Raw genomic sequence first — 25,641 nt, forward strand, 5'->3', positions numbered from 1 at the left:
GAGTTCCTTTGTTGATCAGCTCTCGGGGCCGGCGTCGGCCGCCCCGATCATGTTCATTGTTCAAGGCCGGCATCGGCGGCTTCGAAGACCTTCAGGCGGCCGCGCAGGCGCAGCACGGCCTGGCCGTGGATCTGGCAGACGCGTGACTCGCTCACCCCGAGCACCGCGCCGATCTCTTTCAGGTTCAGTTCCTGCTCGTAGTAGAGCGAAAGCACCAGCTGTTCGCGCTCGGGCAGCAGGCCGATGGCATTGCCCAGTTCGCGGCCGAATTCACCGCGCTCCAGCACCTGCTGCGGGGTCGGCCCGCCCTGGGCGATGGTGTCCAGTTCGCCCTGGTCTTCGATGCGTGATTCCAGGCTCAGCACCTGGCCGCGCGAGGCGTCCTCCATCAGCCGCAGGTATTCGGGCAGCGGCATTTCCATTGCAGCGGCCACTTCGGTGGCGCTGGCGGCACGGCCGGTACTCTGTTCCAGGCGGCGGATGGTGGCGGCGGCGTCGCGGGCGCGGCGGTGCACCGAACGCGGCACCCAGTCGCCGCGGCGGATCTCATCGATCATCGAGCCACGGATGCGGATCGAGGCGTAGGTTTCAAACGATGCACCCTGGTCGGCGTCGTAGCTGCGCGAGGCCTCGATCAGGCCCATCATGCCGGCCTGGATCAGGTCATCCACTTCCACGCTCGCCGGCAGGCGGGCGGCCAGGTGATGGGCGATGCGCCGCACCAGGTCCGAGTGCTGGGCAATGACTTCATTGGCCGCAGTGCGCTGGACTTCCCTGTATTGAGCGGCGCCTTTCATGCGGCCACCCCACGCTGCTTGATGATGCGCTCGAGGAAGAATTCGACGCCACCGCGCGGTTCGGTCGGTGCCTGCCAGCGTGCGGTCCGGCGGGCGATCTCGGTGATCGCCAGCGCCGACGGGCTGGACGGGTAGGCCTTCACCACCGGCTGCTGGCGCTGCACCGACAGGCGCAGCCAATCGTCCTGCGGCACGCAGCCCAGGTAGTTCAGCGAGACATCGGCCAGGAACTTCTCGCAGACCCGGGTCAGCTTCTCGTACAGCACGCGGCCTTCGTTGGGGTCGCGCACCATGTTGGCCACCACCTGGATGCGGTCCACGCCACGTTCGCGCGACAGCACCTTGATCAGTGCGTAGGCATCGGTGATCGAGGCCGGCTCATCGCAGACCACCACCACGGTGTCCTGCGCGGCCTGGCAGAAGGTCAGCACGCCATCGTTGATGCCGGCTGCGGTGTCCACCACCATGATGTCCAGCTCGCGTTCCAGCTCGGAGAACACGTTGACCAGGCCCACGTGCTCGGCCGGGGCCAGCTCGGCCATGTGCCGGCGGCCGGATGCGGCCGGCACCACCAGCACGCCGTTGGGGCCTTCGATGATCACATCGTCCAGGCTGCAGCGGCCGGCGACCAGGTCAGCCAGGGTATTGGTCGGGTTCAGGCCCAGGATCACGTCGATGTTGGCCAGGCCCAGGTCGGCGTCCAGCAGCAGCGTGCGCTTGCCCATGCCGGCCAGCGCCACGGCCAGGTTGGCCGACACGTTGGTCTTGCCCACGCCGCCCTTGCCGCCGGTCACGGCAATGGTGCGCACAGGGCCGAGCGGCTCGCTGCGGGTCGCCGTCAGCGGGAAGGTGGTGGTCAGCTTGGCGTACTCACGCGACGGCATGGTTCAACTCCGGGTTGCAGGGCATATCGGCCGCGCGGCGCAAATCTTCAAGGCGAAGTACAAGATTGGCCGCACTGGCCCGGTGCAGGTCGTCGGGAACGTCCTGGCCATCGGTCACCCAGGTGATCGGCAGCTTGTGGTCCACGGCTACGGAAAGGGCGTTGCCGAAGCGGCCGGTCTCGTCCAGCTTGCTCAGCACCAGGCCCTGCAGGTTGGCCGCGCCGAAGCGGCGCACCACCTCGTCCATGTCGCCGAAGCTGGTGTTGGCCGGCAGCACCAGCAGGGTGCGGACCTGGCGGGCGGCACGCAGCCACTGCAGCTGGGCGGCCAGTGCACGGTCGCGTGGGCCCAGGCCGGCGGTGTCGATCAGCACCAGCTTGTAGTCCTTCAGGCGTTCCAGCAGCTGGTCCAGGTCGGTGCCGCTGTTGGCTTCGTGCACCGCAATGCCAAGCTGGCGGCCGTAGCCGTACAACTGTTCGCGGGCGCCGATGCGCAGGGTATCGGTGGTGACCAGGGCCACGTCACGGGCCGCATGGGCTTCGGCGAAGCGCGAGGCCAGCTTGGCGATGGTGGTGGTCTTGCCGGCGCCGGTGGGGCCGACCAGGGCGATCACCCCGCCTTCCTCCATCGGGTCGACCGGGGCAATCGGCAGCTTGCGCGAGATCAGCCCCAGCATCAGGCCGCGGCCGCGATGGGCTTCGGTTTCCAGCGGAATCTGCATGGCCACGTCGCGGGCGATGCCGGCGTCGAAGCCGTACTCATCCATCAGGTCCAGCGCGGTGGCGCGCACCGGGCAGCCACGCAGGCGCTCATCGGTGAAGCGGTTCATCTCGCGCTCGATCACCTGGCGCATGCCGGCCACTTCCTGGCGCAGGTGGCGGATCTCGGCGTCGTCCTGGGCCACCAGGGTCAGTGCGGGCGCCGGTGCCAGCGCAGGCAGCGGTGCCGGTGCAAGGTCCTGCGGCTGCACGGCAACCGGTGCCGGCTCGTCTTCGTGGTGCGACATGACCGGTGCTGCGGCGACCGGCAACGGCGGCGGCGAGATGGCCGGGGCCGGGGCCGGGTCTTCCAGCGGCGGATCGATCTGGAAGCGCGCGCGGTTGCTTGGCGCCGCCGGCGGCGCCGGAGCCGCGGCCGGCGGTGCCACGATGGCTTCGGCGAAGGGAGCGAAGATCTGTTCCGGCAGCGTCGATTCATTGACGGCGGCGCGCGCCAGGGTGGCGGCGAAGCCGGTGCTGCCACGAGTCGGCACGATCTCGTCGGCGCTGTCCAGGGTGCGGCCGGTAGCGCCGACGGCGGCGCGGGCCAGGGCCGCAACGGCCGAGGTGGTAGCGGCCACCGGTTCCGGTGACGGGCTGCTGCTGCGACGGCGGGTGACCGCGGCAATCACCGCATCGGCGGCGGTGCGCGGCTTCGGCGGCGGCGGCGGGGCCACCTCGCGGCGCGATGCTTCAAGGGCGCGCTGCACCGCGCTTTCATCGTAGTTGGCGGCGGCCACGATCTCGATGCCTTCCTCGATCCGGCGGTTGGACAGGATCACGGCGTCAGGACCATGTTCCTTGCGCACCAGGTTCATGGCCGAGCGCATGTCGGCGGCGACGAATCGTTTGATTTTCATGCTGTGGTCACGGGACGAAGTCGGCGGAGTGGCGGTCGGAGAACGCGGATGGTCGGTGGTCTGCACGGTTCGGGTTCCCCTTGGAATCTGTCTGTTGCTGCGGTGTGTAAGTGGTGTCTGTTTTCTGGCGCATCGGACGCCGGCGTCAGCTGATCGTTCCAACCAGCTTCAGACGCTTGTCTTCCGGCACCTCGCTGTAGGCCAGGACCGACAGCGACGGAACGCTGTGGCGGACCAGGCGGGCCAGCGCGGAACGTACCGGGCCCGGCACCAGCACGACCGCCGGCTCATTCTTGGCTTCCTGCTTGCTGACACATTCGGCCAGGCTCTGGTGCAGTCGCTCAGCGAGTCCGGGTTCCAGCGCGGCGCCGTTGCCCTGCGTGGACTCCTGCAAGACACGTTCCAATTGCGGGTTGAGGGTGAACACCGGCAGCTCCGCCGACATTCCGGCGATCTCCTGCACGATGAAGCGGCCCAGTGCGGTGCGCACGGCGGCGGTCAGCACGGCCGGGTCCTGGCTGTGCGGGGCGTGTTCCACCAGCGCTTCGGCGATCTTGCGCAGCTGGCGGATCGGAATGCGTTCGATCAGCAGGTTCTGCAGCACACGCACCACCGCCGACAGCGGCAATGCCTTCGGTGTCAGATCTTCGACGAGCTTGGGTGCGCTCTTGGCCAGGTTGGCCAGCAGGTGCTGCACTTCCTCGTGGCCGAGCAGTTCCGGGGCGTGTTCGCGGATCAGGTGCGAAAGGTGGGTCGCCACCACGGTGGCCGGGTCGACCACGGTGTAACCCATGGTCTCGGCCTGGGCGCGCTGGTGCGGCTGGATCCAGGTGGCATCCAGGCCGAAGGCGGGGTCCTTGCCGGCAATGCCCTCCAGCGGGCCCAGCGCGCTGCCGGGGTCCAGCGCCAGTTCGCGGTCCGGGTGGATCTCGGCGGTGGCCACCGGCACCCCATGCACCAGCACGCGGTAGCCGTTGGCCGGCAGTTCCAGGTTGTCGCGGATATGCACCGAGGGAATCAGGAAGCCGACATCCTGGGTCAGCTTGCGGCGCACGCCCTTGATGCGCGCCATCAGCTCGCCGCCCTGGTTGCTGTCCACCAGCGAAATCAGTCGATAGCCGACCTCCAGGCCCAACGGATCGACCGGGCGCAGTTCGTCCCAGCTCAGTTCGGCGGTCGGCGCCGGCGCGGCGGGGCGGCCCAGCGCGTTGAGCGCGGCGGCATCATTGTTGCTGGCGCCGGCATCGGCGGCCGGTGCCTGGCCCTTGCGGTACACCTTCCAGGCGATGAAGCCGAGGATCACGGCCAGCGTCAGGAAAGCGACGTTGGGCATGCCCGGCACCAGGCCGACCACGCCGAGGATGCCGGCGGTGATGGCCAGCGCACGGTACTGGCCGAACACCTGGCCACTCATGGCCTGGGCCATGTCCTGCGAACGCGAGGCGCGGGTGACCAGCATGGCCACCGCGCTGGAGACCAGCAGCGCCGGCAGCTGCGCCACCAGGCCGTCACCGATCGACAGCAGGGTGTAGGTGGCGGCAGCATCGCCGAAGGGCATGCCATGCTGCAGCACGCCGACGGCCAGGCCGCCGAGCATGTTGATGAACAGGATCAGGATGCCGGCGATGGCATCGCCGCGGATGAACTTGCTGGCGCCGTCCATCGCGCCGTAGAAGTCGGCTTCCTCGCGGACCTCCTCGCGGCGCAGCTTGGCTTCTTCACGCGTCAGCAAACCGGCGTTGAGGTCGGCGTCGATCGCCATCTGCTTGCCGGGCATCGCGTCGAGGATGAAGCGTGCGGTCACTTCCGAGACGCGGCCGGCACCCTTGGTGATGACCACGAAATTGATGATGGTGAGGATCGCGAACACCACGATGCCGACCGCGTAGTTGCCGCCGATGACGAACTCGCCGAAGGCGGCGATGACCTTGCCGGCTGCATCGTGGCCGTTCTGGCCGTTGAGCAGGATGACACGGGTGGAGGCCACGTTCAGCGCCAGCCGCAGCATGGTGGTGATCAGCAGCACGATCGGGAAGATGGTGAAGTCCAGCGGGCGCTTCACGTAGACCACCGCCAGCAGCACCATCAGCGAGATGGCGATGTTGAAGGTGAACAGTGCATCCAGCACCGGCGCGGCCAGCGGCACCACGACCATGGCCAGCAGGGCCAGCACGATCAGCGGCGCGCCAAGGCCCTGGCGGATCATCTCCAGCGCGCGGCGGGTGTTGAAGCCGGAGGTCTGCGCGTTCATGGGCGACCCCCGTTGCCGAATTCATCCACCGCGATCTGCGGCGCGGACGGCATCGGGCCGGTCCGCCAGCTGCGCAGCTGGTAGACGTAAGAGAGGACCTGGGCGACGGCTGAATACAGTCTCACGGGGATTTCCTTGCCGAGTTGGCCTTCCCGATACAAGGCGCGTGCCAAAGGCGGGGCGGAGACGATGGCGACCTTGTTGCCGTCGGCCACTTCACGGATGCGCAGGGCGGTTTCATCCACGCCCAGGGCGACCACGGTGGGGGCGTTCATGGCGCCGCCTTCGTACTTCAGTGCCACCGCATAGTGGGTGGGGTTGACCACCACCACGTCGGCGCTCGGCACCGCTTCCATCATCCGGCGGTTGGCCATCTGCTGCTGCAGCTGGCGGATGCGACCCTTCACTTCCGGGCTGCCTTCGCTTTCCTTCATTTCCCGGCGCAGTTCTTCGCGGGTCATCTTCAGCTTGCGCATCCAGTTCCAGCGCTGGTACGGCGCGTCGATGGCGGCCAGCACCAGCATGGCGCCGGCGGTGGCCAGCAGCAGCCGCAGGGTGAAGCCCAGGCCATCGCCGATGGCGGTTTCCAGCGGCTGGTGGATCAGGCCGCGCAGGGTATTGAAGCCGGTCCAGACCACCATGCCGGCGGCGACGCCGACGAAGGCGATGCGCAGCAGTGACTTGGCAAATTCGGCGACGGCCTCGGCGCCGTACAGGCGCTTGAGGCCGGACATCGGGTTCATGCGGTTGATGTCGGGCATCATTGCCTTGGCCGACCAGCGCAGGCCGCCCATCACCAGCGGTGCCACGAAGCTGGCCAGCAGGCACACCAGCACCAGCGGGGTGATGACCCACATCAGCTGCAGCAGCAGGTCGCCGAAGTGGCCGAACAGCTCCTGCGGGTGCTGGCGCAGGCTCTGTGGCGGGCTCAGGGCCTGCTTCATCCAGGCGCGCGCGCCGCTGGCCATCGAGCCGCTGGTGGCCATCACCGCGATCACGCCGGCGCCGAACACGGCGGCCGTGCCCAGCTCGCGCGAGCGCGGCAGGTTGCCCTGTTCACGGGCATCGCGCAGGCGTTTTTCTGTCGGTTGTTCGGTTTTTTCGCCGGCGGATTCGTTCTCGGACATCACGGGCACTACGGCAGGAGATGCCAGGGCGCGTGCAAGAAGTGTTCCGTGACGGCGGCCGGCGGGTTTCCCGGCGCCGATGGGATGTGCCAACCAAGGTTGGCACCTGCCAGGGCATGGCCCGGCGCTACCGGGCGGGATCGCCCGGCGGCGGGCTCTGTGCCAGCTCCACCCGTGGCCGCGGCAGGTCGTGCAGCTGCATGAAGCGGGCAGCGTCGACCGGGCGGCCCAGCAGGAAGCCCTGCAGGTAGTCGCAGCCCAGGCGTTCCAGATAGGCGCGCTGGGCGGCGGTTTCCACGCCCTCGGCCACGATGTCCATATCCAGCGCGTGGCCCAGCGCCACGATCGCCGATACGATCACCACGTCCTCGGCGCTGTGCTCCAGGTCGCGCACGAAGGCGTGGTCGATCTTGATTTCAGTGGCCGGCAGGCGCTTGAGGTACAGCAGGCTGGAGTAGCCGGTACCGAAATCATCGATGGAGATGCCCACGCCCAGCGCGGAAAAACTCTGCAGCAGGCGCAGGCTGGTATCGGTATCGCGCATCACCGTGCTCTCGGTGATCTCCAGCACCAGGTTGCGCGGGGCGACGCTGTAGCGTTCGATCACCTCGCGCACGTCCTGCAGCAGGTGTGGCGAGCTGAACTGCACCGGCGACAGGTTCACCGACATCGACCAGCCGTCATGCCCGGCGTCGTGCCAGCGGCGCAGCTGCTGGCAGGCCTGGTCCAGCGCCCAGCGACCGATTTCGTTGATGGCGCCGCTGCGTTCGGCCAGGCGGATGAACCGGTCCGGCGGGATCAGCCCATGTTCGGGATGGCGCCAGCGGATCAGCGCTTCGGCCCCGGCCACCTTCTGGGTGGCAACGCGGATCTTGGGCTGGTAGTGCAGGAACAGCTGTTCGCTGCCGATGGCCCGGCGCAGGTCGGCCAGCAGGCGGAACTGCTGCTCGGCACTGTCATTCATCCAGTCGGCAAACAGCACGAACGCGTTGCGGCCGGACTCCTTGGCCTGGTACATCGCGGCATCGGCGAAGGCCATCAGCTGGCGTTCGCTGGCGGCGTGGTCGGGGCAGATCGCAACGCCGATGCTGGCGGTCACCTGCAGTTCGTTGTCCGGCAGCAGCGGGCCGCTGCCCACCGCCTGCAGGATGCGCCGGGCCAGCGTGGGCAGGTCTTCGTCCTGCTCGATGCGCACGACCAGCACGAACTCATCGCCGCCCAGCCGCGCCAACAGGTCGTGCGGGCGCAGCAGCTGCCGGGTACGTTCGGCCACCGCCACCAGCAGCGCATCGCCGGCCTGGTGGCCGTAGGCATCATTGACCTGCTTGAAGCCATCCAGGTCCATGAACATCACCGCAAAGCGGCTGCCACCCTGTTCGGCTTCGGCCAGGGCCTGCACGATGCGCCGCTGCAGCAGCAGCCGGTTCGGCAGCCGGGTGAGCGGGTCGTGCAACGCGGCCTGGGTCAGTTCCTGCTGCGCATCGGTGAGCGAGGTGCTGAGCAGCGAGTTGCGCAGTCGCAGCAGCTGCGCTTCCACCCGCTGGTCGAGCCAGGACACCACCAGCACCACCGCCAGGATCGCCACGGTCAGCAGCACCACCAGCATTGCCAGCCAGTTGTTCTGCAGGCCATCGCCCACCGCCGCACCGCAGACACTGCCTTCCGGAAAGCGTGCGGCGGCCATGCCGGTGTAGTGCATGCCGACGATGGCCAGGCCGAGCAGGCCGGCAGCCGCCAGCCGGTCGACACTGCGCGTGTGCTGCGCGCGCAGGCGGAAGGCCACGTACAGCGCCACCCACGAGGCGGCCACCGCCACCAGCAGCGACAGGAACAGCCACACCGGGTCATAGTCGATGCCCGGCTGCATGCGCATGGCGGCCATGCCGACGTAATGCATGCCGGCGATGCCGCTGCCCATCAGCAGCGCGCCACCGGCCAGGCGGCCGTGCGGCAGGGTGCGCAGCGAGACCAGCCACAGCGCGAACACCGATGAGCCGATCGCCAGGGCCAGCGACAGCAGGGTGATCGGCAGGTCGTAGCCCAGCGGAATGGGCAGGTCGAAGGCGAGCATGCCGATGAAGTGCATCGACCAGATGCCCAGCCCCATCGCAAATCCACCGCCCAGGCGCCACCACCAGGTTGCGCCTTTTCCAGGCGCGGTGACCGTGCGCCCGGCCATCGCCAGTGCGGTGTAGGACGCCAGCACTGCAACCAGCAGCGAGGTGGCCACCAACCATGGGTTGTACGTGCCTACCAGCATTCGTCAGTCTCCCGGACCTGCCTGTCAACGGAAAAACTACGGTGGGGCATGCGTAAGGCAAGCGGCCTGGGCCGCCGGTTGCAGCGTCCCCCTGGTCGCTGCCCATTCACTCTAACGCGGGCACCGGGGGGGACGGCAAGCGGCAAAACGTGAAATCCCGCCGTTGTAGCGCCTAGCCTGCGCTCGGCGCTACAACGGGCGCATGCACGGACGCGATGATCGGGTCAGTGTGTGACCGCGTCGGCGGCCTGGAAGGCGGCATCGAACAAGCGCTGCACCGGTGGCCCCATCTCGCCGACCAGCAGGGTCAGCAGGAACAGCCCCAGCAGCAGCGAGACCGGCAGGCCCAGCTGGATCGGGTTCAGCGCCGGCGCAGCGCGGGCCAGCACACCGAAGGCAAGGTTGACCGCCAGCATCGCCACCGTGAGCGGAATGGCCAGGGTCAGCGCGCCGCGCAGCACGGTCAGCAGGAAGGTGGGGGCGATGCTGAAGAAGGCGTGCGGGTCGGGCAGGGGCGCGCCGATGGGCAGCGCGCGGTAGCTGTCGACCACCAGCGAGATCAGCGCCAGATGGCCGTTGGCGGTGAAGAACAGCAGCCCGAACAGCAGGTAGAACCATTGCCCGATGACACCCGAGGTGCCACCCCGCAGTGGGTCACTCATCTGTGCGAAGGCCAGGCCGGTACCCTGTGCGATCAGCTCGCCGGCCAGTGCGCCGGCTTCGAAGACCAGCCGCAGCACGAAGCCGATGGCCACGCCGATGGCCAGCTCGCGGGCGATGGTCAGTACGGTGGCGGCGTCGAAACCGGTCCAGTCCGGCACCGGCGGCAGCAGTGGCGCCAGCGCGATGGCCAGGGTACCGGCCAGCACCACGCGCACGCGCGCAGGCACCGCGCGGGTACCGATCATCGGCATGGCCATGGCCACCGCACCGATGCGCAGCATGGTCCACAGCACGGTGCCGATCATGCCGAAGGCGTTCAGCCCATCGGCGGCCATCTGGGTGGCGGCATCCATCAGCGTGCGCTTCCGTCTAGCCGATCAGATGCGGGATGCGCTGGAACAGCAGCGTGGTGAACTCGACCAGGTGGCCGATCAGCAGGCTGCCCAGCGCGAACAGCACGGCGGTGAGCGCGGCGGCCTTGGCCACGAACGCAATGGTCGGCTCGTTGAGCTGGGTCGCAGCCTGCACCACACCCACCACGACGCCGACCACCAGTACGGTGAGCAGCAGCGGGCCAGCCACCCACAGCACGGTGATCAGGCCACCACGCAGTTCGGTCAAGGCAAGTTCGGGAGACATCGTCTTTCCATCGGTAGCGCCGGGCCGTGCCCGGCGGTGGTCAATGCGGCGGCCGGCAATGCCCATCCGCGCGTGTGTAGCGCCGAGCCATGCTCGGCGGCCCCTGCGATCACGCAGGATTGAAGCTGGCCGCCAGCGTGCCGACGGTCAGCACCCAGCCATCGACCAGCACGAACAGCAGGATCTTGAACGGTGCCGATACCAGCATCGGCGACAGCATCATCATGCCCATCGACATCAGCACGCTGGCCACCACCAGGTCGATGATCACGAACGGAATGAAGATCAGGAAGCCGATCTCGAAGGCGGTTTTCAGTTCGCTGGTGACAAACGAAGCGACCAGTACCGGGAACGGGATCGCATCGGGATTGGCGTAGGTGCCATGGCCGGCGATGCCGGCGAAGGTCATCAGGTCGGTCTCGCGGATCTGCGCCAGCATGAAGGCACGCAGCGGCGTGGTGGTCAGCGTCCAGGCGGTCTGGAAGTCGATCTCACCGTTGAGGTAGGGCGCCATGCCGGTGCTCCAGGCCTTGTCCCAGGTCGGCAGCATGATCATCGCGGTGAGGAACAGGGCCAGGCCCAGCAGCACCTGGTTGGACGGCGTCTGCCCGGTGCCCAGTGCCTGCCGCAGCAGGCCCAGCACGATGATGATGCGGGTGAACGAAGTCAGCACCAGCAGCATCGAGGGGATCAGGGTGATCGCCGTCATCAGCAGCAGGGTCTGCAGCGGCAGGCTGACCGGCGCGCCGCCGATCTTGCCGACGTTGATGTCCGGCAGCGGCGTGGTCGGCGCGCCCGGCGCGGCGAACGCCAGCGCAGGCAGCAGGCACAGGGCGATCAGGGTCAGCCACGGCATCACGGTGGCAAGACGGGAACGGGTCACACGCATGTCAGGGGTCCTTGCGCAGCCGCTGCTGCAGCAGCTGGGCGAAATTCGGCAGGTTCTTGAAGTCCGGCACGCGTACCGGCGCGGGCGGCGGCAGTGGTTCGGACAGGGTGTGCAGGGTGTTGATGCCGCCAGCGGTAACGCCCAGCAGCAGCTGCTGGCCGTTCACTTCGACCACCACCACGCGCTCCTTGGCACCGACATTCAGGCTGGCCACCAGCTTCATGCCTTCGGCCGGGCGGAAGCCGCTGCCGGGCAGGCGCTTGAGCAGCCAGCCCAGGCCGATGACCAGGGCCAGCACCGCCAGCAGGGCCAGCACCGCACCGAACAGGCTGGGTGCGGCGGCGGCATGCTGGCCGATCTGCGGCGAGGTCTTCGCCGCGGCCTGTGCGGTGGCGAGCAGCAGGATCAACGCAGTCTCCGGATCCGCTCGCTCGGGCTGACCACGTCGGTCAGGCGCACGCCGAAGCGGTCGTTGATCACCACCACTTCGCCGTGTGCGATCAGGGTGCCGTTGACGAACACATCCAGCGATTCACCGGCGCCGCGCTCCAGTTCCACCACCGAGCCCTGGTTGAGCTGCAGCAGGTTGCGGATCGGCAGGCGGGCACGGCCGACTTCCAGCGACAGCGTCACCGGTACGTCCAGGATCACGTCCAGGTTCAAATCCGGGCCGGTCGCCTCATCGGCCTGCAGGCTGCTGAACTGGGCCGGGGTCGGTTCGAGGGCGTCGATATCGTTCATTGCGGGTCTTCCTGGATGACGGGTACGCGCGGGCGGGTGCCCGGCGGATGGGTAGCGGTGATCTTTACGGCGTTCATGCCGTTGGCGACGCCGAACTCGCCGGTGAACACCGGGATGTTCTCCACGCACAGCGGCACCTGCGGGCTGAGATCGATCGGCAGGATGTCGCCGACCTTCAGCCGGGTCAGGTCGCGCAGGGTCATGCGCTTGCTGGCCAGCACGCTGGACAGGGTCACTTCGGCCACGTTGAGCTGTTCGCGCAGGGTGCGGCCCCAGCTTTCATCGCGGTCGTTGCGGTCGCTCTGGATGCCGGCGTCGAGCAGCTCGCGGATCGGCTCGAGCATCGAGTACGGCAGCGTCACGTGGATGTCGCCGCCACCACCGTCGAGTTCGACATGCAGGCGGCATACCACCACGTACTCGCGCGGCGTCACGATGTTGGCGAAGTGCGGGTTGATCTCCGAGTTGATGTACTCGAAGTCCACTTCCATCACCGGCGCCCATGCTTCGCGCAGATCGGCGAAGGTCTGCTTCAGCAGCAGGTGGATCACCCGCATTTCGGTGGCGGTGAACTCGCGGCCTTCGATGCGGGTGGGGTAGCGCCCGTCACCGCCGAAGAAGTTGTCGACGATGGCGAACACCAGCGTGGGTTCGAACACGATCAGGCCGGTGCCGCGCAGCGGCTTGAAACGGATCAGGTTCAGGTTGGTCGGCACATACAGCGAGTGCATGTAGTCGTTGAACTTGATCAGTTCGATGCCACGCACCGATAGTTCGGCCGATCGCCGGATCAGGTTGAACAGGCCGATCCGCCACAGGCGTGCGAAGCGCTCGTGGACCATTTCCAGGGTCGGCATGCGACCGCGGATGATGCGGTCCTGGCTGGCGAAATCGTAGGAGCGCGCCTCGCCGGTCGGGGCATCCGGCTCGGTTTCGACCGCGCCACTGTCCACGCCATGCAACAGGGCATCGATCTCATCCTGGGACAGCAGGTCATTCATCGGGGCGCCCTTACTGGGTCACGAAACTGGTGAAAAGCAGGTCGTCGGCACCGTTGCTGCCGGTCTCGGCCTTCAGCACTTTCTGCACTTCAGCCAGCGAATCGGCCTGCAGCTTCTGCTTGCCGGCGATATCGGCGATCTGGTCCGGGCTGACCTGCGAGAACAGCATCAGCAGGCGCGCGCGGATGGCCGGGGCGTGGGTCTTGATCGCCTCCAGCGCGGCCGGGTCACGGGTCATCAGCTGCACTTCCACCTGCAGGTAGCGCGGGCCATCGACCGAACCGTTGAGGTTGACCACGAATGCCGGCTCCAGCGCGAAATACTGGGCCGGGGCAGGGGTAGCGGTCTTCTTCGGCGCCGGGGCGGTCTTGTCGTCGTGCTTGGACTGGGTGAAGAACCAGACGCCGCCACCGGCGGCACCGGCGGCGAGCACGGCGACCAGTGCGGTGATCAGGATCGGACTGCGCGGCTTGGCGGTCTTGTCCTTGTCGGCGGTCTTCTTGGTTTTGTCAGCGGCTGCGGCCACGGGGTGAAGCTCCTGAGGGTTGCTTCACCGGGATATGCAAGGGGTGTGCCGCAGCGGGCGGGGAGGGGTGCGACGGAATTCCGTCGGAGGCCTGCATCGGTAGCGCCAGGCAATGCCCGGCGGAAGATGTGCGCGCCTGGCGCTCGCCGGGCATGGCCCGGCGCTACCGCGGTCAGGCGTAGGCGTCGAGCAGCCCGCGCTGGCGGATCAACTGCGATGCCGACACCGTGGTGTCGCCCAGTGACGGTTCTCCGTCACCACCGCGCGCGCTGCCGCCGCCCTGGCTGCCCGCGCTGCCTTCGCCACTGTGCTGGTGGCCGACATCGGCATGGGCCAACTGGAAGCCCTGCTCACCCAGCAGTTCACGCAGGCGCGGCAGGCTGCTTTCCAGTGCCTGGCGCACGTCCACATGCGGGCTGCTGAAGCTGGCATGGACCTTGTCGCCGTTCATCTGCAGGCGCACATCCACCGGTCCCAGATCTTCCGGGTTGAGGCGGATATGGGCATGGCCGATCTTCTGGTCGGCCAGCCAGCCCACGCGTGCGCCGATGGCCTGGTCGAAGCCATCGTCGCCCAGCACCGGCTTCGGCGTGGGCTCGCCGTTGAAGACGGTGTTGCTGGCCAGCGCGGCCTTCAGATCCTGCAGGGCAGCGGGCAGCGGCGGTTGCAGCGGAGCAGGCGGTGCGCGGTCGCCGATCTGCAGGCCATCGGCGTCGTCGACGCGATCCAGTGCCGTGGTGCCCTTCATCAGTTCGGGCAAGGGCAGGTCGGCAGTCTCGCCGTCGCCGGCAGCAGGTGCTGCCGGGGCGTTGGCTGCCGTTGCCGGGGTGCCTGCGGATGCGCTGTTTGCCAGCGCCGTCGCCGGAAGCGTTGCAGTGCCTGCGGGCAATCCGCTGGCCTCGGCATCGCCCCCAGCGGCCGGTGGCGGCAGCGGGGCGGGGTCCACGCCGGTGGGCACAGCCAGCACCAGGCCGGCCAGTCCCAGCGGCGGCCAGGGCGCATCCTCCGCGCTGGCAGGGGTGTCCTTGTCGGCGGCGGCCGCAGGCGGTGCCGGTGCAGCGGGCGTGGCCGAGGTCGGGTCGGTCAGCGCCGGGTCCTTGTCGGCAGGGCCCGGGCCGGCCTTGCTGGCATCGCCATCGGGGCTGGAGCCACTGGTGCTTGCCGTTGTGGGGGTTTTGCCGGCGCCGGGCTTTGCCGGGGAGCTGGTGGTGCCGGCAGAGGCGGAACCGCCCTGCAGCATCTGCCCGAAATCCTTGCCGGCCGGGCTGCGCGAGCCGCCTGCGGCCGGGCCGTTGCCACTGCCGCCGGGGGTGGGGGCAGTGGGGTTGCTGCTCAGCGCGGAAGGCATCACGACCGGCCTCCCTGTTCGCCATCGTCCTGGCCTTCGGTCTGCGCCAGGCGTGCACGGCGTGCGCCGATGTCGTCCATCTCGCGCTGGTCGCGGCGGTCGGTCACCACCTTTTCCTGGGCGCGATAGCTGGCCGCCAACTGTTCCAGCACGGCCTTGTCACGGCTGGCCAGGATCAGGCGCGCGCGCTCGGCTTCGACTTTTTCACGGTTGCCGTTGACGGTCTGCTGCTGCTGCTCCACGGCGCTGTCCAGCCGGTCCAGGAAGGCACGGCGGTTCAACAGCTGCGCCGGGCTGGTGGCGGCCATCTGCGCGTTCGCGTATTCCTCGGCGTAGCGCCGAAGCTCATCCAGCCGCGAAAGATGGGTGTCGAGCACGGTCTGGCGTTCGGCCAGATCGCGGGCGACGGCATCCTCGTGTTCCTGGGCCCGCTTCAGCAACGGGTCGAAGCGCTTGGACTGGATCATGACAGCCTCTCATTCTCTTGTTCCACCAGGCGTTGCAACGCCGCCTGGCTGTGCGGTAGATCTGCGGCCTTGGCCACGTCCTGGCCAAGGAACTCCATGATTTCCGGCCAGCGTTCCAGGGCTTCGTCGGTGGCCGCATCGTTGCCGCGCTGGTAGGCGCCGATGGCGATCAGGTCGCGGTTGGCCGAATAGGCCGAGACCAGCCGCTTCAGTTTGCGGATGCGCAGGCGCCACGGTTCGTCGGCAATTTCGGTGACCACGCGGCTGACCGACGATTCCACGTCGATGGCCGGGTACAGGCCGCTGTCGGCCACGCGGCGCGAGAGCAGGATGTGGCCATCGAGGATGGCGCGTGCGGCGTCGGCGATCGGATCCTGCGGATCGTCACCTTCGGTCAGCACGGTGTAGAACGCGGTGATCGAACCGCGGCCCTTGGCCCCGTTGCCCGCGCGTTCGACCAGGGCCGGCAGCTTGGCGAACACCGAGGGCGGATAACCGCGGGTGGTGGGCGGTTCACCCACCGACAGGCCGATCTCGCGCTGCGCCTGGGCGAAACGGGTCAGCGAATCCATCAGCAGCAGCACGTTCAAGCCCTGGTCGCGGAACCATTCGGCGATGGCGGTTGCGCGGTAGGCGCCGTGCAGGCGAGCCAGCGGCGGTCGGTCGGCCGGGCTGGCCACCACCACCGCGCGGCGCAGGCCTTCCTCGCCCAGCGTGCTTTCGACGAAATCGCGCACTTCGCGGCCACGCTCACCGATCAGGCCGACCACGATCACATCGGCAGCGGTGTAGCGGGTCATCATGCCCAGCAGCGTCGATTTGCCGACGCCCGAACCGGCGAACAGGCCGACACGCTGGCCACGACCGATCGGCAGCAACGCATTGATCGCGCGCACGCCCACGTCCAGCGGCTGGGTGATCGGCTCGCGCGCCAGCGGATTGATCGACACGCCGGCCATGCCGACGTGGCCTTCAGCACGGATCGGACCCTTGCCGTCCAGCGGCACGCCGTCACTGTCGATGACGCGGCCAAGCAGGCCTTCGCCCACTTCCACGCCGCCGCGGCGGGCCGAGGGCACTACCCGTGCATTGGGCAGCAGGCCATGCAGCTCGGCGCTGGGCATCAGGTAGGTGCGTTCGCCGGCAAAGCCGACCACCTCGGCATCGACCCAGCCGCCGTCGACCACTTCCACCTTGCAGCTGGCACCGAGCGGGGCTTCACAGCCGACCGCTTCCAGGGTGAGGCCGACCGCGCGGCGCAGCACGCCTTCGCGGATCAGGCCACGGCCGTGCGCGGTATCCACTTTCAGGCCGTCCAGCCGGTTGGCCAGGCGCAGGTTGCGGGCAACGGACCAGTCGGCCGGCGCCGAGGATGCTTGTGCTGCGGTGCTCATGCGCTGGCTCCGGTCTGGCGGATCACTGCATCCAGCGCGCCGCGCAGGCGGGCTTCCAGCGTGCCGTCGATGCGTACTGCTTCGGCATGCACGCGCAGGTCGCCACGGGTCAGGCTGGTGTCGGGCACCAGGCGCTGCTGTGGCGACAGGGTCAACAGCGGGGCGAGGGCGGTGATGTCATCGGGATGCAGCCGCACTTCCACCTCGCGGTTGCTGCCGCCCACGGCGTCGATCGCTTCACCCACCAGCTGCCCCAGCAATGCCGGGTCGGCTTCATAGGCGCGCCCGACCAGGGCGCCGGCAATGCGCACCGCCAGCTCGCCGAGTGCACCCACCACTTCGTTTTCCAGGCGCGCCAGCGGGCGCCCGAAGTTGTCCAGGATGCCTTCGATCTGCGCTACCAGGCGACGGACCTCGGCCTGGCCCTGGCCGAAGCCTTCGGCGTGGCCGTGGTCGAAACCTTCCTTCTCGGCGCTGTCCTGGATCGCCTGGATCTCTTCAAGCGTGGGCAGCTGCAGCGGCGGCTCCGGCTCGTGCTCCGGGTCCGGCTCGGTGAGTTCGAACGTGTCGTCCTGCTCCAGCACCGGTTCGGGCTGGGCCAGCAGGTCCGGGGCAAGCCAGCGCACGACGTTGCTCACAGCATGGCCTCCGCGCTGCCACCGATGGTGACGGTGCCTTCATCGGCCATGCGCTTGACGATGGCCAGGATCTCGCGCTGCGCCACTTCCACGTCGGACAGGCGCACCGGACCGCGTGCTTCCATGTCTTCGAGCAGGATTTCGGCCGCGCGCTGGGACATGTTGCGGGTGATCTTGTCGCGCACCTTGATGTCGGCGCCGCGCAGGGCCAGGCCCAGGCGTTCGCCACTGACTTCGCGCAGCACCAGCTGCATCTCGCGGTCGTCCAGGTCCACCAGATCGTCGAACACGAACATCAGGTCCTGGATGCGGCCGCTGAGCGGTGCGTCGATGCGCGCGATCTCGCCAAGGATGGCCTGGTCCTGGCCGCTGTCCATGAAGTTGAGGATGTTGGCCGCACACTGCACGCCGCCGATGTTGGACGACTTCAGGTTCTGGTTGCCGGCGAACTGGCGCTCCATGATCTCGTTGAGTTCGTTCAGTGCGTTGGGCGGAATGCCATCGAGGGTGGCGATGCGCAGCAGCACGTCCACGCGGGTCCGTTCGGGCAGCAGTTTCAGTGCGTCGGCGGCCTGGTCGGTTTCCAGGTGCGCCATCACGATCGCGATGATCTGCGGATGCTCGTTGCGCACCAGGTCGGCCACCGCACGCGGGTCCATCCACTTCAGCGCGTCCAGGCCGGTGGTGTTGCGGCCCAGCAGGATGCGGTCGATCAGGTTGCCGGCCTTCTCGCTGCCCAGCGCCTGCACCAGCATGTTGCGGATGTAGTCGTCCGAACCCACGCCGAGCGAGGTCTTCGATCCCAGTTCGTTGCTGAACTGATCCATCACCCGTTCCACCTGCTCGCGGGTGATGTCGGACATGGTGGCCATGGCGATGCCGATCTTCTGCACCTCCTTGGGTTCCATGTGGCGCAGCACTTCGGCCGCGTCCAGTTCACCCAGCGAAAGCAGCAGCACTGCAGCACGCTGCACACCGGTCAGTGGTGCGACCTCAGTCATTGGCCACCCAGCCCTTGACCACCTGGGCCACACGCTTGGAGTCGGTCTTCACGGCTTCACGCGCCATCCGCAGTCGTTCCTCATAAGAATCCACCGGCAGGGCCAATGCTTCCGGCCCGCCCAGGCTGGCCCGGTCGGCGCCCAGCGCCGGCAACGGGGTGCCATCGTCATCGACCAGCTGCACGTCCGCGGTATGCGGTTCCAGCGCCAGATCGTCGTTCTTCTTGCTCTGCCCGGTAATGCCGCGCAGTGCCGGACGCAGCACGCCGAACAGCAGGGCCAGCACCACCAGCGCACCCAGCAGCATGCGGCCGGCATCGTGCACCCACGGCAGCTCCCACCAGGCGGGGCCTTCCACCGGGGTGGTATCGCGCACGAACGGGGCGTTCATGATCGACACGGTGTCGCCGCGCTCGGCGCTGAAGCCCACCGCCTGCTTGACCAGAGCTTCGACCCGGGTCAGCTCGGCGGCCGACAGCGGCTGCGGCGCGACCTTGCCGTTGGCGCCGGCGCGCGGCACGTTGTCCACCAGCACCGCCACCGACACACGCTTGATGCGGCCAGCCGGCTGACGGGTGTGCTGCAGGGTGCGGTCCAGCTCGTAGTTGCGGGTCGCGTTCTTGCTGCTTTCGGTCGGGGTCTGTGCGGTTGCCGGTGCAGCGGCCTGGCCCGGCGGGCTGTTGCTGGTGGCACCCGGTACGCCCTGCGGGCCCGGCGTGCTGCTGCTGTTCTCGCTCATCTGCTCGCTGCGCAGCTTCTGCGGCTCGCCGTTGTACAGCTCACGGGCTTCCTCGGTGACCGAGAAATCCATGTCCACGCTTACTTCCGGATTGACCCGGCCGGGGCCGGTCATCGGCTCCAGCAGTTCACGGATGCGCTGGTTGAACGAGGTTTCCTGGCGGCGTACCTGTTCGAACTGGGCAGCGTTGACGGCCGCTTCGCTGTTCGGGTCGCTGACGCTGAGCATGCGCCCGCTCTGGTCGACCACGGTCACCCGTTCCGGTGCCAGATCGGGGATGGCCGCGGCCACCATGTGCACGATCGCATCGACCTGGCTGCGTTCCAGCTGCTGGCCACCGCGCAGTTCGAGGGTGACCGAGGCACTGGCCACGTCGCGCTGGCGGGTGAACGCGCTGGGCTTGGGAATGGCCAGGTGCACGCGCGAATCACGCACCGGGCGCAGTGTGTTGATGGTGCGCGACAGCTCGGTTTCCAGCGCGTGCTGGTAGCGCGCGCTTTCCACGAACTGGCTGACACCGAAGCCGGGGTCGCGCTCCATCAGCTCGAAGCCCAGCTTGCCGCTGTCGGTCAGGCCCGAGCCGGCCAGCTTCAGGCGTGCATCGTGCAGGTTCTTCTCCGGCACGGTGATGCCACCGGTCGCCGGGTCCAGCTGGAACGGAATCTGCGCGGCACGCAGCAGGTCGGTCGCCTCAGCGGTGGCCTTCTGGTCCAGCCCCGTATACAGCGGAACCATGCCCGGCTTCTGCGACCAGAAGAACACGAACAGCCCGGCCGCCACGGCCACGGCGATCATCGCCATCAGTCCGAGCCGACGGGTGATCTGCAGGCTTTGCAGCCGATCGAACCACTGGCCCGCCTTTTCAGCGTTCAGGGATTCCTTGGAGAGCGACAGGGCCATGCGGTTCTATCCTTACAGCGGCATGTTCATCACGTCCTGGTAAGCCTGGACGAGACGGTTGCGGACTTCCACGGTGGCGCGGAAGGCGATCTGGGACTGTTGCGAGGCGACCATCACCTTGGCCAGGTCGGCACCGGGCTCGCCGAGCTCGAAGGCCTTGGCCAATGCGCCGGATTTCTGTTGCGCGTCGTTGACGCCGGCAATCGCCCCACGCAGGGTTTCGGTGAAGCTGGCAGGCTGGACCTGCGGCGCATCCAGCACCGTGCCCGGCAGGGCATTGCTACGCGGCGCTTCGGCCAGCGGGTTGAGCGCTGGCTGTCCCATCTGGGTCTGATAGGAGCGGATCTGGGAAAGGATCGAAGTGACGGAGTGGGACATCTGCAACGGTTCCAGAAACAGGGATGGGGGTATCTGCTGGAAGCAGTGCAAGTGCCGTGCCGAAATCGCTTTTCGATTCAGTGAGGTGAGGGTGTGGGTGTGCTGGCAGGGCTGCGCCCTGCACCCGCCGAATCAAGGTCAACGTCAACGTCAACGTCAAAAGCGGGCTATCCGTGGGGTGGCGGGGGGGGGCCGGCGGCGGGGGACGCCGTGAATCCATCCCTGGAGGCTTAGCCGCGCCATCCACGGCGCGGATACCCCCGCAACCGGACCCACCCCGCCTTCGACGGTTTCCTGCGAGCTGTTGAAACCTGCTGCTTATGGTGGGTGCCGACCGTTGGTCGGCACGCTGTTCTTGGTAGGTGTCGACCTTGGTCGACACGCTTGATCCACGCCATGCGTGGATGCTGCTCCTGGGGCGTGTAACGCGCCATTTAACCGGCGTCGGTTTTCTGGCCTAGGACTGCAGGGTCCAGCGGCCGGAATTCTGGCGCTGGCACGGTGCGATCGGGCCGTCGTGCTGGGTGTAGATGAAACGGCCCTGGTGATTGGTCTGGCAGGTCAGCAGCAAGGTGTAGTGGGTGGGGCCGGCTGGGTGGGCTTCGGTCATCTGGATTTCCGCGATATGCGGGGTCAGGCGCTGGTAGTGGTAGCTGCCGCCGATGCGGAGATCGGTGCCGAGGATGTCCAGCACGTACTGGCTGCCGGCGAAGCTGACCTGCACCATGCGTCCGGCATTGGGATTGTCTGGCTGGTACAGCGGGTCGCTGAGGTTGGTGAACTGGCGCTGGTCCAGCGTGGTGGGCAGGGTGCAGTCGGCGGCGCTGGCAAGGGCCGGGCAGAGCAGGGCGGCAAGCAGGGTAAGGCGATGCATGGCGGAACCTCGTTGGGAAGTTCCTGCCATGCTCCGCAATGCGTCGGCCCTGTCTGTAGGAAAACTTGCAGATGCGGTGCGTTGCTTCTGCCTGGCCAACCCCATCCACGCGTGGCGTGGATCTACCGGTTGGGTGTGGCTGTCCACAAACACCAACGCCCGGGCAAGCCCAGGCGTTCGTGCCCCCTTCATGCTGGTTACGCGCCTCAGCTGGCCAGTTCGGCCGGCTCGCGTTCAATACCGTACTTGCGCAGCTTTTCCACCAGGGTGGTGCGGCGCAGGCCGAGCAGCTGGGCGGCGTGGGCGACCACGCCCTGGGTGCGTTCCAGTGCTTCGTTGATCAGGCCCAGTTCGATGTTGGCCATGTGGTTGCGCAGATCCAGGCCGTCGTCCGGCAGTGCTGCCGGGGCCGACGCGCGATTGACCTCGATACCGTGTTCGAGCGACGGCTGGTTGCCGCTGCCCGGGGTGTGGAAGGAGAAGCTGCGCAGGTCCAGGCGTTCTTCGTTGACGGCCACCGACGCTGCTGCGGCGGGCACGGCCACTGCAGCCAGCGCGGCATCGCCGCGATAGCGCGCCGGCAGATCCTGCACGCGCACCGAGCCACCCGGATGCAGCACCGCCAGGCGTTCGACCAGGTTGGTCAGTTCGCGTACGTTGCCGGGCCATTCGTAGCTGGCCAGTGCCTGCAGTGCCTCGGGGGTGAAGCGCACTTCGCCACGACCGGTACGGGCCAGCTGCGTGGCGATGGTTTCCACCAGCGCCGGCAGATCTTCGCAGCGCTCGCGCAGGGCCGGCACGTCGATCGGGAACACGTTGAGGCGGTAGAAAAGATCCTCGCGGAACTTGCCATCGGCGATGCGGCTTTCCAGATCGCGATGGGTCGCAGCGATCACCCGCACGTTGCAACGGATGGTCTGGTTGCCACCGACGCGCTCGAAGCTGCGTTCCTGCAGGACGCGCAGCAGCTTGACCTGCATCGGCAGGCTCATGTCGCCGATCTCATCGAGCAGCAGGGTGCCGCCCTCGGCCATTTCGAAGCGTCCCTTGCGCGCGCTCAGCGCACCGGTGAACGCGCCCTTTTCGTGACCGAACAGTTCGCTTTCCAGCAGTTCGGCGGGAATGGCGCCGCAGTTGATCGCCACGAACGGCCCATCGCGGCGCGGCGAGCGCTGATGGATGCTGCGCGAGACCACTTCCTTGCCGGTGCCCGACTCGCCCAGTACCAGCACGGTGGTGTCGAAGGCCGCTACCTGATCGATCATCGTGCGCAGCGCACTGACTGCCGCGCCGTTGCCGGTCGGGCCCTGTTCCTGCACGGCACCGGCCTGGTGCTCGGCGTCCAGGCGCTTCAGGCTGGCGCGGCGCAGCAGCGCTTCCATCTGCGCGTGGCGCAATGGCGCCTCCAGCGGCCAGATGTTGGCTTCATGCAGGCCATGCTGGTGGGCGAACGCTGCCGCATCGCCATCGGCCAGCAGTACCGGCGGTGGCAGGCTGCTGCCGCCCAGCCAGGCGTACAGCGCGGTGCTGGCGGCGCTGTCGTCCAGGCTGCCGACGATCACCGCCATCCAGTCGTTCTGGCGCTGGCGGCCCAGGTCGAAGTCGGCCGCGTCGGACACCCAGCGCGGGTTGAAATCCATGAATTCCAGCAGCGCCACGGTGCGTTCTGCACGCACGGCGTCGTTGTCCAGTACCAGGATGCGCGATTCGCTCACGACCGATCCTCCCTGAGGCCTTCCAGGATCGGCATCACTTCCTGGATGTAGGACAGCTTGCTGACGAAGTTGTCGGCGCCGGCGCGCAGCGCGTGTTCGCGGTGCTCGACGTCATCAAAGTGACTGGCGATCACGATGTAGGGTGCATCGTCCTGCGACTTGATCAGGCGGGTAGCCTGCAGGCCGCCCATCTCCGGCATCGCCAGGTCCATCAGCACCACCTGCGGGCGCAGGCTCTCCGAGCGCTCGATCGCTTCCAGGCCGTTGCCGGCACTGCCGACGATCTGCAGCCAGTCGATCTTGCGGAAATGGCGCATCGCCGCGTTGATGAAGCCCTCGTGGTCATCGACCAGCAGGACTGTGAGCTTGTTCATGTCCAACATCCTTTTCAGCCCACCCGGGCCAGCTGTGGTTGCCTGGCGCTGAGCCGGCGCCGTTCGCGGGCCGGGGCGATATCCAGTTGTTCGCGGTATTTTGCGACGGTTCTGCGGGCAATGTTCACCCCTTGCCGCGACAGCAGCCCGGCGATGGCCTCGTCGGCCAGCGGCCGGCCGGCCGGTTCGGCGTCGATCAGGCGGCGGACCATGGCCTTGACCGCCTGGCCGGAAACACTTGCCCCCTCCAGGCGCACGGCAAAGAAGTGCTTGAGCTCGAAGGTGCCGCGTGGGGTCTGCAGGTACTTGCCGGTGGTGATGCGCGAAACGGTGGATTCGTGCATGCCGATCTCCTCGGCCACTTCCTTCAGCGTCAGCGGCGCCATGGCTTCCTCGCCGCGCACCAGGAAGGCGGCCTGGCGTTCGACGATCACCCGCGCGGTACGCAGCAGGGTGTCATAGCGCATCGACAGGCCGCGGCTGAACCAGCGTGCCTCCTGCAGCATTTCGCGCAGCGCCGGCGCGGCCTCGCTGGTTTCGGCCAGGGCCTGTTCGTACTGGCTGTTGATCGACACGCGGCGGCTGGTGGCCGGGTTCAGGGCGACTTTCCACTGCTCGTCTGCGTGCCAGGCGACCACGTCCGGCACCACCACCGCGTTGCGTTCGGGCAACAGGCTGTCGCCCGGGCGCGGCTGCAGCGAAAGGATCAGCCGCACCGCTTCGCGCACATCATCGATTTCTGCGTCGTGCTGGCGGGCGAGGGCGGGGTAGTCATGTGCGGCCAGGGCATCCAGCTTGCCGTCCAGGATGCGCGCGGCCAGGTGGCGTGCCGGCACCACGCCGTGCAGGCTGCACAGCTGGGCCAGCAGGCACTCGCGCAGGTCCTGCGCGGCCATGCCGGCCGGCTCGCCCTGCAGCAGGTGCTGGCGGATGGCCTCTACGCCGTTGCCGTCGATGTCGAACTGCGCGCTGGCCAGCAGCTGCAGCTGTGCCAGCGGCGCCTGCAGGTAACCTGCGTCGTCGCAGTGTTCCAGCCAGAACGCCGCCACGGCCAGCTCGCGCTCGTCCAGGTCCAGCGCCAGGCGCTGCAGCACACGCAGCTGCGGGTCGCTGGATTCGCCAGCGGCAATGCGCGCCATGCGGTCGTCATCGCCGTCCTGCCAGTTGGCGCCCGCCACGTCCCACATCGAGGATTCGGGCAGTTCGTCGAAGGCGGCCGTGTCGACGGTGGTGCTGGCCGCATCGGTGGCTTCGGCGGCGGGCGCCTCGGCGTCTTCGATCTCCAGCAGCGGGTTGGAGTCCAGCAGGCGCTGGATTTCCTGTTCCAGGTGCAGGCCGTCGAGCTGCAGCAGCCGGATCGACTGCAGCAACTGCGGGGTGAGGTGAAGTTGTTGGCCCAGCTGGGTCGAGAGTGCAGCCTTCATCGTGGTTCCCCGGCGTCGCTCCCCGACGCCTTGTGGAACACATCTTGCTTTTGATCCGGCGGGCGCGGAATCAGGGGGTTCCTGAGGGCGTTGGTGGTGATCCCGACAGCGTGTAGGGATATCCCCTACATCGGTGCGGGATATTGACGACTGCTGCGCCTAAGTTGTTGATTCGTGGTGGTCGGCCCGGCCTCTGCGGCGATGTGTCGTGTACGGATTCCTGTCAGCGCCTGTCGGGGTGACGGCATTCCGTCGTCGGCGCGTGGCGCCAGGCCGTCACTCCAGCTCGTGCTGGTGGCGTGCTGCCAGCAACAGCAGATCGTTGGCGCGGCGGCAGCCCAGTGATTCCATCATGCGTGCGCGGTGGGTCTCTACCGTCTTGACGCTGATGCCAAGGTCCGCTGCGATTTCCTTGTTGCTCTCGCCCTTGCCGATGCGGCGCAGGATCTCGCGCTGGCGCGGCGAAAGCGCGGCGATGCCGGTTGGCTTCTCGCGGCCCAGCATGGGGGCCAGCATCTTGGCCGAGATCTGCGGGCTGAGGAACACCTGGCCGGCGTGCGCGGCGCGCAGGGCCAGTTCCAGTTCCTGCGGGGCGGCATCCTTCACCACGAATCCGACGGCGCCGCGATCGAGTGCGTCGCGCACGTGGGCGGCATCATCGTGCATGGTCATCATCACCACGCGCGTGCCCGGTGCACGCAGGCGGATGTCGCTCATCGCCTCCAGGCCGGTGCGGCCAGGCAGTGACAGATCCATCAACACCACGTCCGGGGCGTGCAGCAGGGCCATCTGCAGTGCCTGTTCGGCATTGCTGGCCTCGGCGACGAGCTGCACGTCGGCAAACCCCTGCAGCAGCCGCGCCAGGCCGGCGCGAACCAGGGTGTGATCGTCGACGATGAGAACTCGCACAGGCACGCTGGAGGTTGGGGAGGGGAGACCACCTTAACTTAGCTGAACGAAGGCGCCAAGGGCCGTCCGTTCGTCGTCGCGGTG

Annotated in this window: 25 protein-coding genes; all 25 read right to left on the bottom strand. The window is 67.8% G+C overall.

All coding sequences use genetic code 11. The features are described 5' to 3' along the window. Positions 1-53: 53 nt before the first annotated feature. A complete protein-coding gene (locus ACVOLJ_RS00080; RefSeq protein ID WP_475279886.1) occupies positions 54-797 on the bottom strand; it encodes an RNA polymerase sigma factor FliA in 744 nt (247 codons plus the stop codon). Further along, positions 794-1,681, bottom strand: a complete 888-nt coding sequence (locus ACVOLJ_RS00085) for a MinD/ParA family ATP-binding protein (RefSeq protein ID WP_176020780.1) — start codon at positions 1,679-1,681, stop codon at positions 794-796. Before ACVOLJ_RS00085 ends, ACVOLJ_RS00080 begins: the two co-directional genes overlap by 4 nt. Beyond that, the gene (gene flhF, locus ACVOLJ_RS00090; RefSeq protein WP_481563101.1) at positions 1,668-3,299 is read right to left on the bottom strand and encodes a flagellar biosynthesis GTPase FlhF; all 1,632 of its coding nucleotides are present in this window, start codon (positions 3,297-3,299) and stop codon (positions 1,668-1,670) included. The genes ACVOLJ_RS00085 and flhF overlap by 14 nt, the downstream gene beginning before the upstream one ends. 145 nt (positions 3,300-3,444) lie before the next feature. After that, positions 3,445-5,550: a flagellar biosynthesis protein FlhA gene (gene flhA / locus ACVOLJ_RS00095; protein WP_481563102.1), complete on the bottom strand. Its 2,106-nt coding sequence runs from the start codon at positions 5,548-5,550 to the stop codon at positions 3,445-3,447. After that, positions 5,547-6,677 (bottom strand): flagellar biosynthesis protein FlhB, encoded by a 1,131-nt coding sequence (flhB, locus tag ACVOLJ_RS00100; protein WP_475279889.1) that lies wholly within the window; start codon positions 6,675-6,677, stop codon positions 5,547-5,549. Before flhB ends, flhA begins: the two co-directional genes overlap by 4 nt. A gap of 127 nt (positions 6,678-6,804) precedes the next feature. Then, positions 6,805-8,937, bottom strand: coding sequence for a putative bifunctional diguanylate cyclase/phosphodiesterase (locus tag ACVOLJ_RS00105; RefSeq protein WP_475279890.1), 2,133 nt, complete (start codon positions 8,935-8,937; stop codon positions 6,805-6,807). A 224-nt stretch (positions 8,938-9,161) separates the two neighbouring features. Next, positions 9,162-9,953, bottom strand: a complete 792-nt coding sequence (fliR, locus tag ACVOLJ_RS00110; protein ID WP_475279891.1) for a flagellar biosynthetic protein FliR — start codon at positions 9,951-9,953, stop codon at positions 9,162-9,164. 16 nt (positions 9,954-9,969) lie between these two features. Further along, positions 9,970-10,239 (bottom strand): flagellar biosynthetic protein FliQ, encoded by a 270-nt coding sequence (locus ACVOLJ_RS00115; protein ID WP_005413254.1) that lies wholly within the window; start codon positions 10,237-10,239, stop codon positions 9,970-9,972. Positions 10,240-10,348: 109 nt separating this feature from the next. Continuing rightward, entirely contained in the window at positions 10,349-11,128 is a 780-nt protein-coding gene (gene fliP / locus ACVOLJ_RS00120) for a flagellar type III secretion system pore protein FliP (RefSeq protein ID WP_481563103.1), read from the bottom strand. A 1-nt stretch (position 11,129) separates the two neighbouring features. Beyond that, the gene (gene fliO, locus ACVOLJ_RS00125; protein WP_481563104.1) at positions 11,130-11,537 is read right to left on the bottom strand and encodes a flagellar biosynthetic protein FliO; all 408 of its coding nucleotides are present in this window, start codon (positions 11,535-11,537) and stop codon (positions 11,130-11,132) included. Next, positions 11,534-11,869, bottom strand: coding sequence for a flagellar motor switch protein FliN (gene fliN, locus ACVOLJ_RS00130; RefSeq protein WP_089241007.1), 336 nt, complete (start codon positions 11,867-11,869; stop codon positions 11,534-11,536). The genes fliO and fliN overlap by 4 nt, the downstream gene beginning before the upstream one ends. Continuing rightward, the gene (gene fliM, locus ACVOLJ_RS00135) at positions 11,866-12,870 is read right to left on the bottom strand and encodes a flagellar motor switch protein FliM (RefSeq protein ID WP_475279894.1); all 1,005 of its coding nucleotides are present in this window, start codon (positions 12,868-12,870) and stop codon (positions 11,866-11,868) included. The genes fliN and fliM overlap by 4 nt, the downstream gene beginning before the upstream one ends. Before the next feature lie 10 nt (positions 12,871-12,880). Then, complete coding sequence (locus ACVOLJ_RS00140; protein WP_475279895.1) at positions 12,881-13,396, bottom strand: flagellar basal body-associated FliL family protein; 516 nt, start codon at positions 13,394-13,396, stop codon at positions 12,881-12,883. 172 nt (positions 13,397-13,568) lie between these two features. Next, complete coding sequence (locus ACVOLJ_RS00145; protein WP_481563105.1) at positions 13,569-14,744, bottom strand: flagellar hook-length control protein FliK; 1,176 nt, start codon at positions 14,742-14,744, stop codon at positions 13,569-13,571. After that, complete coding sequence (gene fliJ, locus ACVOLJ_RS00150; protein ID WP_481563106.1) at positions 14,744-15,211, bottom strand: flagellar export protein FliJ; 468 nt, start codon at positions 15,209-15,211, stop codon at positions 14,744-14,746. Before fliJ ends, ACVOLJ_RS00145 begins: the two co-directional genes overlap by 1 nt. Next, positions 15,208-16,605 carry a FliI/YscN family ATPase gene (locus ACVOLJ_RS00155; RefSeq protein WP_475279898.1) on the bottom strand — a complete coding sequence of 466 codons (1,398 nt, stop codon included), beginning with the start codon at positions 16,603-16,605 and terminating at the stop codon, positions 15,208-15,210. The genes fliJ and ACVOLJ_RS00155 overlap by 4 nt, the downstream gene beginning before the upstream one ends. Next, on the bottom strand, positions 16,602-17,243 hold the full coding sequence (locus ACVOLJ_RS00160; RefSeq protein WP_481563107.1) for a FliH/SctL family protein: 642 nt from the start codon (positions 17,241-17,243) through the stop codon (positions 16,602-16,604). The genes ACVOLJ_RS00155 and ACVOLJ_RS00160 overlap by 4 nt, the downstream gene beginning before the upstream one ends. Continuing rightward, positions 17,240-18,226, bottom strand: a complete 987-nt coding sequence (fliG, locus tag ACVOLJ_RS00165) for a flagellar motor switch protein FliG (RefSeq protein WP_475279917.1) — start codon at positions 18,224-18,226, stop codon at positions 17,240-17,242. Before fliG ends, ACVOLJ_RS00160 begins: the two co-directional genes overlap by 4 nt. Positions 18,227-18,236: 10 nt before the next feature. Then, positions 18,237-19,883, bottom strand: a complete 1,647-nt coding sequence (fliF, locus tag ACVOLJ_RS00170; protein ID WP_475279900.1) for a flagellar basal-body MS-ring/collar protein FliF — start codon at positions 19,881-19,883, stop codon at positions 18,237-18,239. Between the two features lie 12 nt (positions 19,884-19,895). Then, positions 19,896-20,261 (bottom strand): flagellar hook-basal body complex protein FliE, encoded by a 366-nt coding sequence (fliE, locus tag ACVOLJ_RS00175; protein ID WP_303639075.1) that lies wholly within the window; start codon positions 20,259-20,261, stop codon positions 19,896-19,898. A gap of 457 nt (positions 20,262-20,718) precedes the next feature. Then, positions 20,719-21,135, bottom strand: coding sequence for a hypothetical protein (locus ACVOLJ_RS00180; RefSeq protein ID WP_481563108.1), 417 nt, complete (start codon positions 21,133-21,135; stop codon positions 20,719-20,721). A gap of 206 nt (positions 21,136-21,341) precedes the next feature. Continuing rightward, positions 21,342-22,850, bottom strand: coding sequence for a sigma-54 dependent transcriptional regulator (locus ACVOLJ_RS00185; RefSeq protein ID WP_475279902.1), 1,509 nt, complete (start codon positions 22,848-22,850; stop codon positions 21,342-21,344). Continuing rightward, positions 22,847-23,224, bottom strand: a complete 378-nt coding sequence (locus tag ACVOLJ_RS00190) for a response regulator (RefSeq protein WP_049460600.1) — start codon at positions 23,222-23,224, stop codon at positions 22,847-22,849. The genes ACVOLJ_RS00185 and ACVOLJ_RS00190 overlap by 4 nt, the downstream gene beginning before the upstream one ends. 14 nt (positions 23,225-23,238) lie before the next feature. Further along, entirely contained in the window at positions 23,239-24,648 is a 1,410-nt protein-coding gene (gene rpoN / locus ACVOLJ_RS00195; RefSeq protein ID WP_475279903.1) for an RNA polymerase factor sigma-54, read from the bottom strand. Between the two features lie 276 nt (positions 24,649-24,924). Then, on the bottom strand, positions 24,925-25,557 hold the full coding sequence (locus tag ACVOLJ_RS00200; protein WP_475279918.1) for a response regulator: 633 nt from the start codon (positions 25,555-25,557) through the stop codon (positions 24,925-24,927). Between the last annotated feature and the right edge of the window lie 84 nt (positions 25,558-25,641).

Source organism: Stenotrophomonas sp. STEN046, from assembly GCF_056759755.1.

Coding starts and splice junctions, on each gene's coding strand:
- ACVOLJ_RS00080 (WP_475279886.1), bottom strand. CDS start 797: ATGAAAGGCGCCGCTCAATACAGGGAAGTCCAGCGCACTGCGGCCAAT.
- ACVOLJ_RS00085 (WP_176020780.1), bottom strand. CDS start 1,681: ATGCCGTCGCGTGAGTACGCCAAGCTGACCACCACCTTCCCGCTGACG.
- flhF (WP_481563101.1), bottom strand. CDS start 3,299: ATGAAAATCAAACGATTCGTCGCCGCCGACATGCGCTCGGCCATGAAC.
- flhA (WP_481563102.1), bottom strand. CDS start 5,550: ATGAACGCGCAGACCTCCGGCTTCAACACCCGCCGCGCGCTGGAGATG.
- flhB (WP_475279889.1), bottom strand. CDS start 6,677: ATGTCCGAGAACGAATCCGCCGGCGAAAAAACCGAACAACCGACAGAA.
- ACVOLJ_RS00105 (WP_475279890.1), bottom strand. CDS start 8,937: ATGCTGGTAGGCACGTACAACCCATGGTTGGTGGCCACCTCGCTGCTG.
- fliR (WP_475279891.1), bottom strand. CDS start 9,953: ATGGATGCCGCCACCCAGATGGCCGCCGATGGGCTGAACGCCTTCGGC.
- ACVOLJ_RS00115 (WP_005413254.1), bottom strand. CDS start 10,239: ATGTCTCCCGAACTTGCCTTGACCGAACTGCGTGGTGGCCTGATCACC.
- fliP (WP_481563103.1), bottom strand. CDS start 11,128: ATGCGTGTGACCCGTTCCCGTCTTGCCACCGTGATGCCGTGGCTGACC.
- fliN (WP_089241007.1), bottom strand. CDS start 11,869: ATGAACGATATCGACGCCCTCGAACCGACCCCGGCCCAGTTCAGCAGC.
- fliM (WP_475279894.1), bottom strand. CDS start 12,870: ATGAATGACCTGCTGTCCCAGGATGAGATCGATGCCCTGTTGCATGGC.
- ACVOLJ_RS00145 (WP_481563105.1), bottom strand. CDS start 14,744: ATGCCTTCCGCGCTGAGCAGCAACCCCACTGCCCCCACCCCCGGCGGC.
- fliJ (WP_481563106.1), bottom strand. CDS start 15,211: ATGATCCAGTCCAAGCGCTTCGACCCGTTGCTGAAGCGGGCCCAGGAA.
- ACVOLJ_RS00155 (WP_475279898.1), bottom strand. CDS start 16,605: ATGAGCACCGCAGCACAAGCATCCTCGGCGCCGGCCGACTGGTCCGTT.
- fliF (WP_475279900.1), bottom strand. CDS start 19,883: ATGGCCCTGTCGCTCTCCAAGGAATCCCTGAACGCTGAAAAGGCGGGC.
- fliE (WP_303639075.1), bottom strand. CDS start 20,261: ATGTCCCACTCCGTCACTTCGATCCTTTCCCAGATCCGCTCCTATCAG.
- ACVOLJ_RS00180 (WP_481563108.1), bottom strand. CDS start 21,135: ATGCATCGCCTTACCCTGCTTGCCGCCCTGCTCTGCCCGGCCCTTGCC.
- ACVOLJ_RS00190 (WP_049460600.1), bottom strand. CDS start 23,224: ATGAACAAGCTCACAGTCCTGCTGGTCGATGACCACGAGGGCTTCATC.
- rpoN (WP_475279903.1), bottom strand. CDS start 24,648: ATGAAGGCTGCACTCTCGACCCAGCTGGGCCAACAACTTCACCTCACC.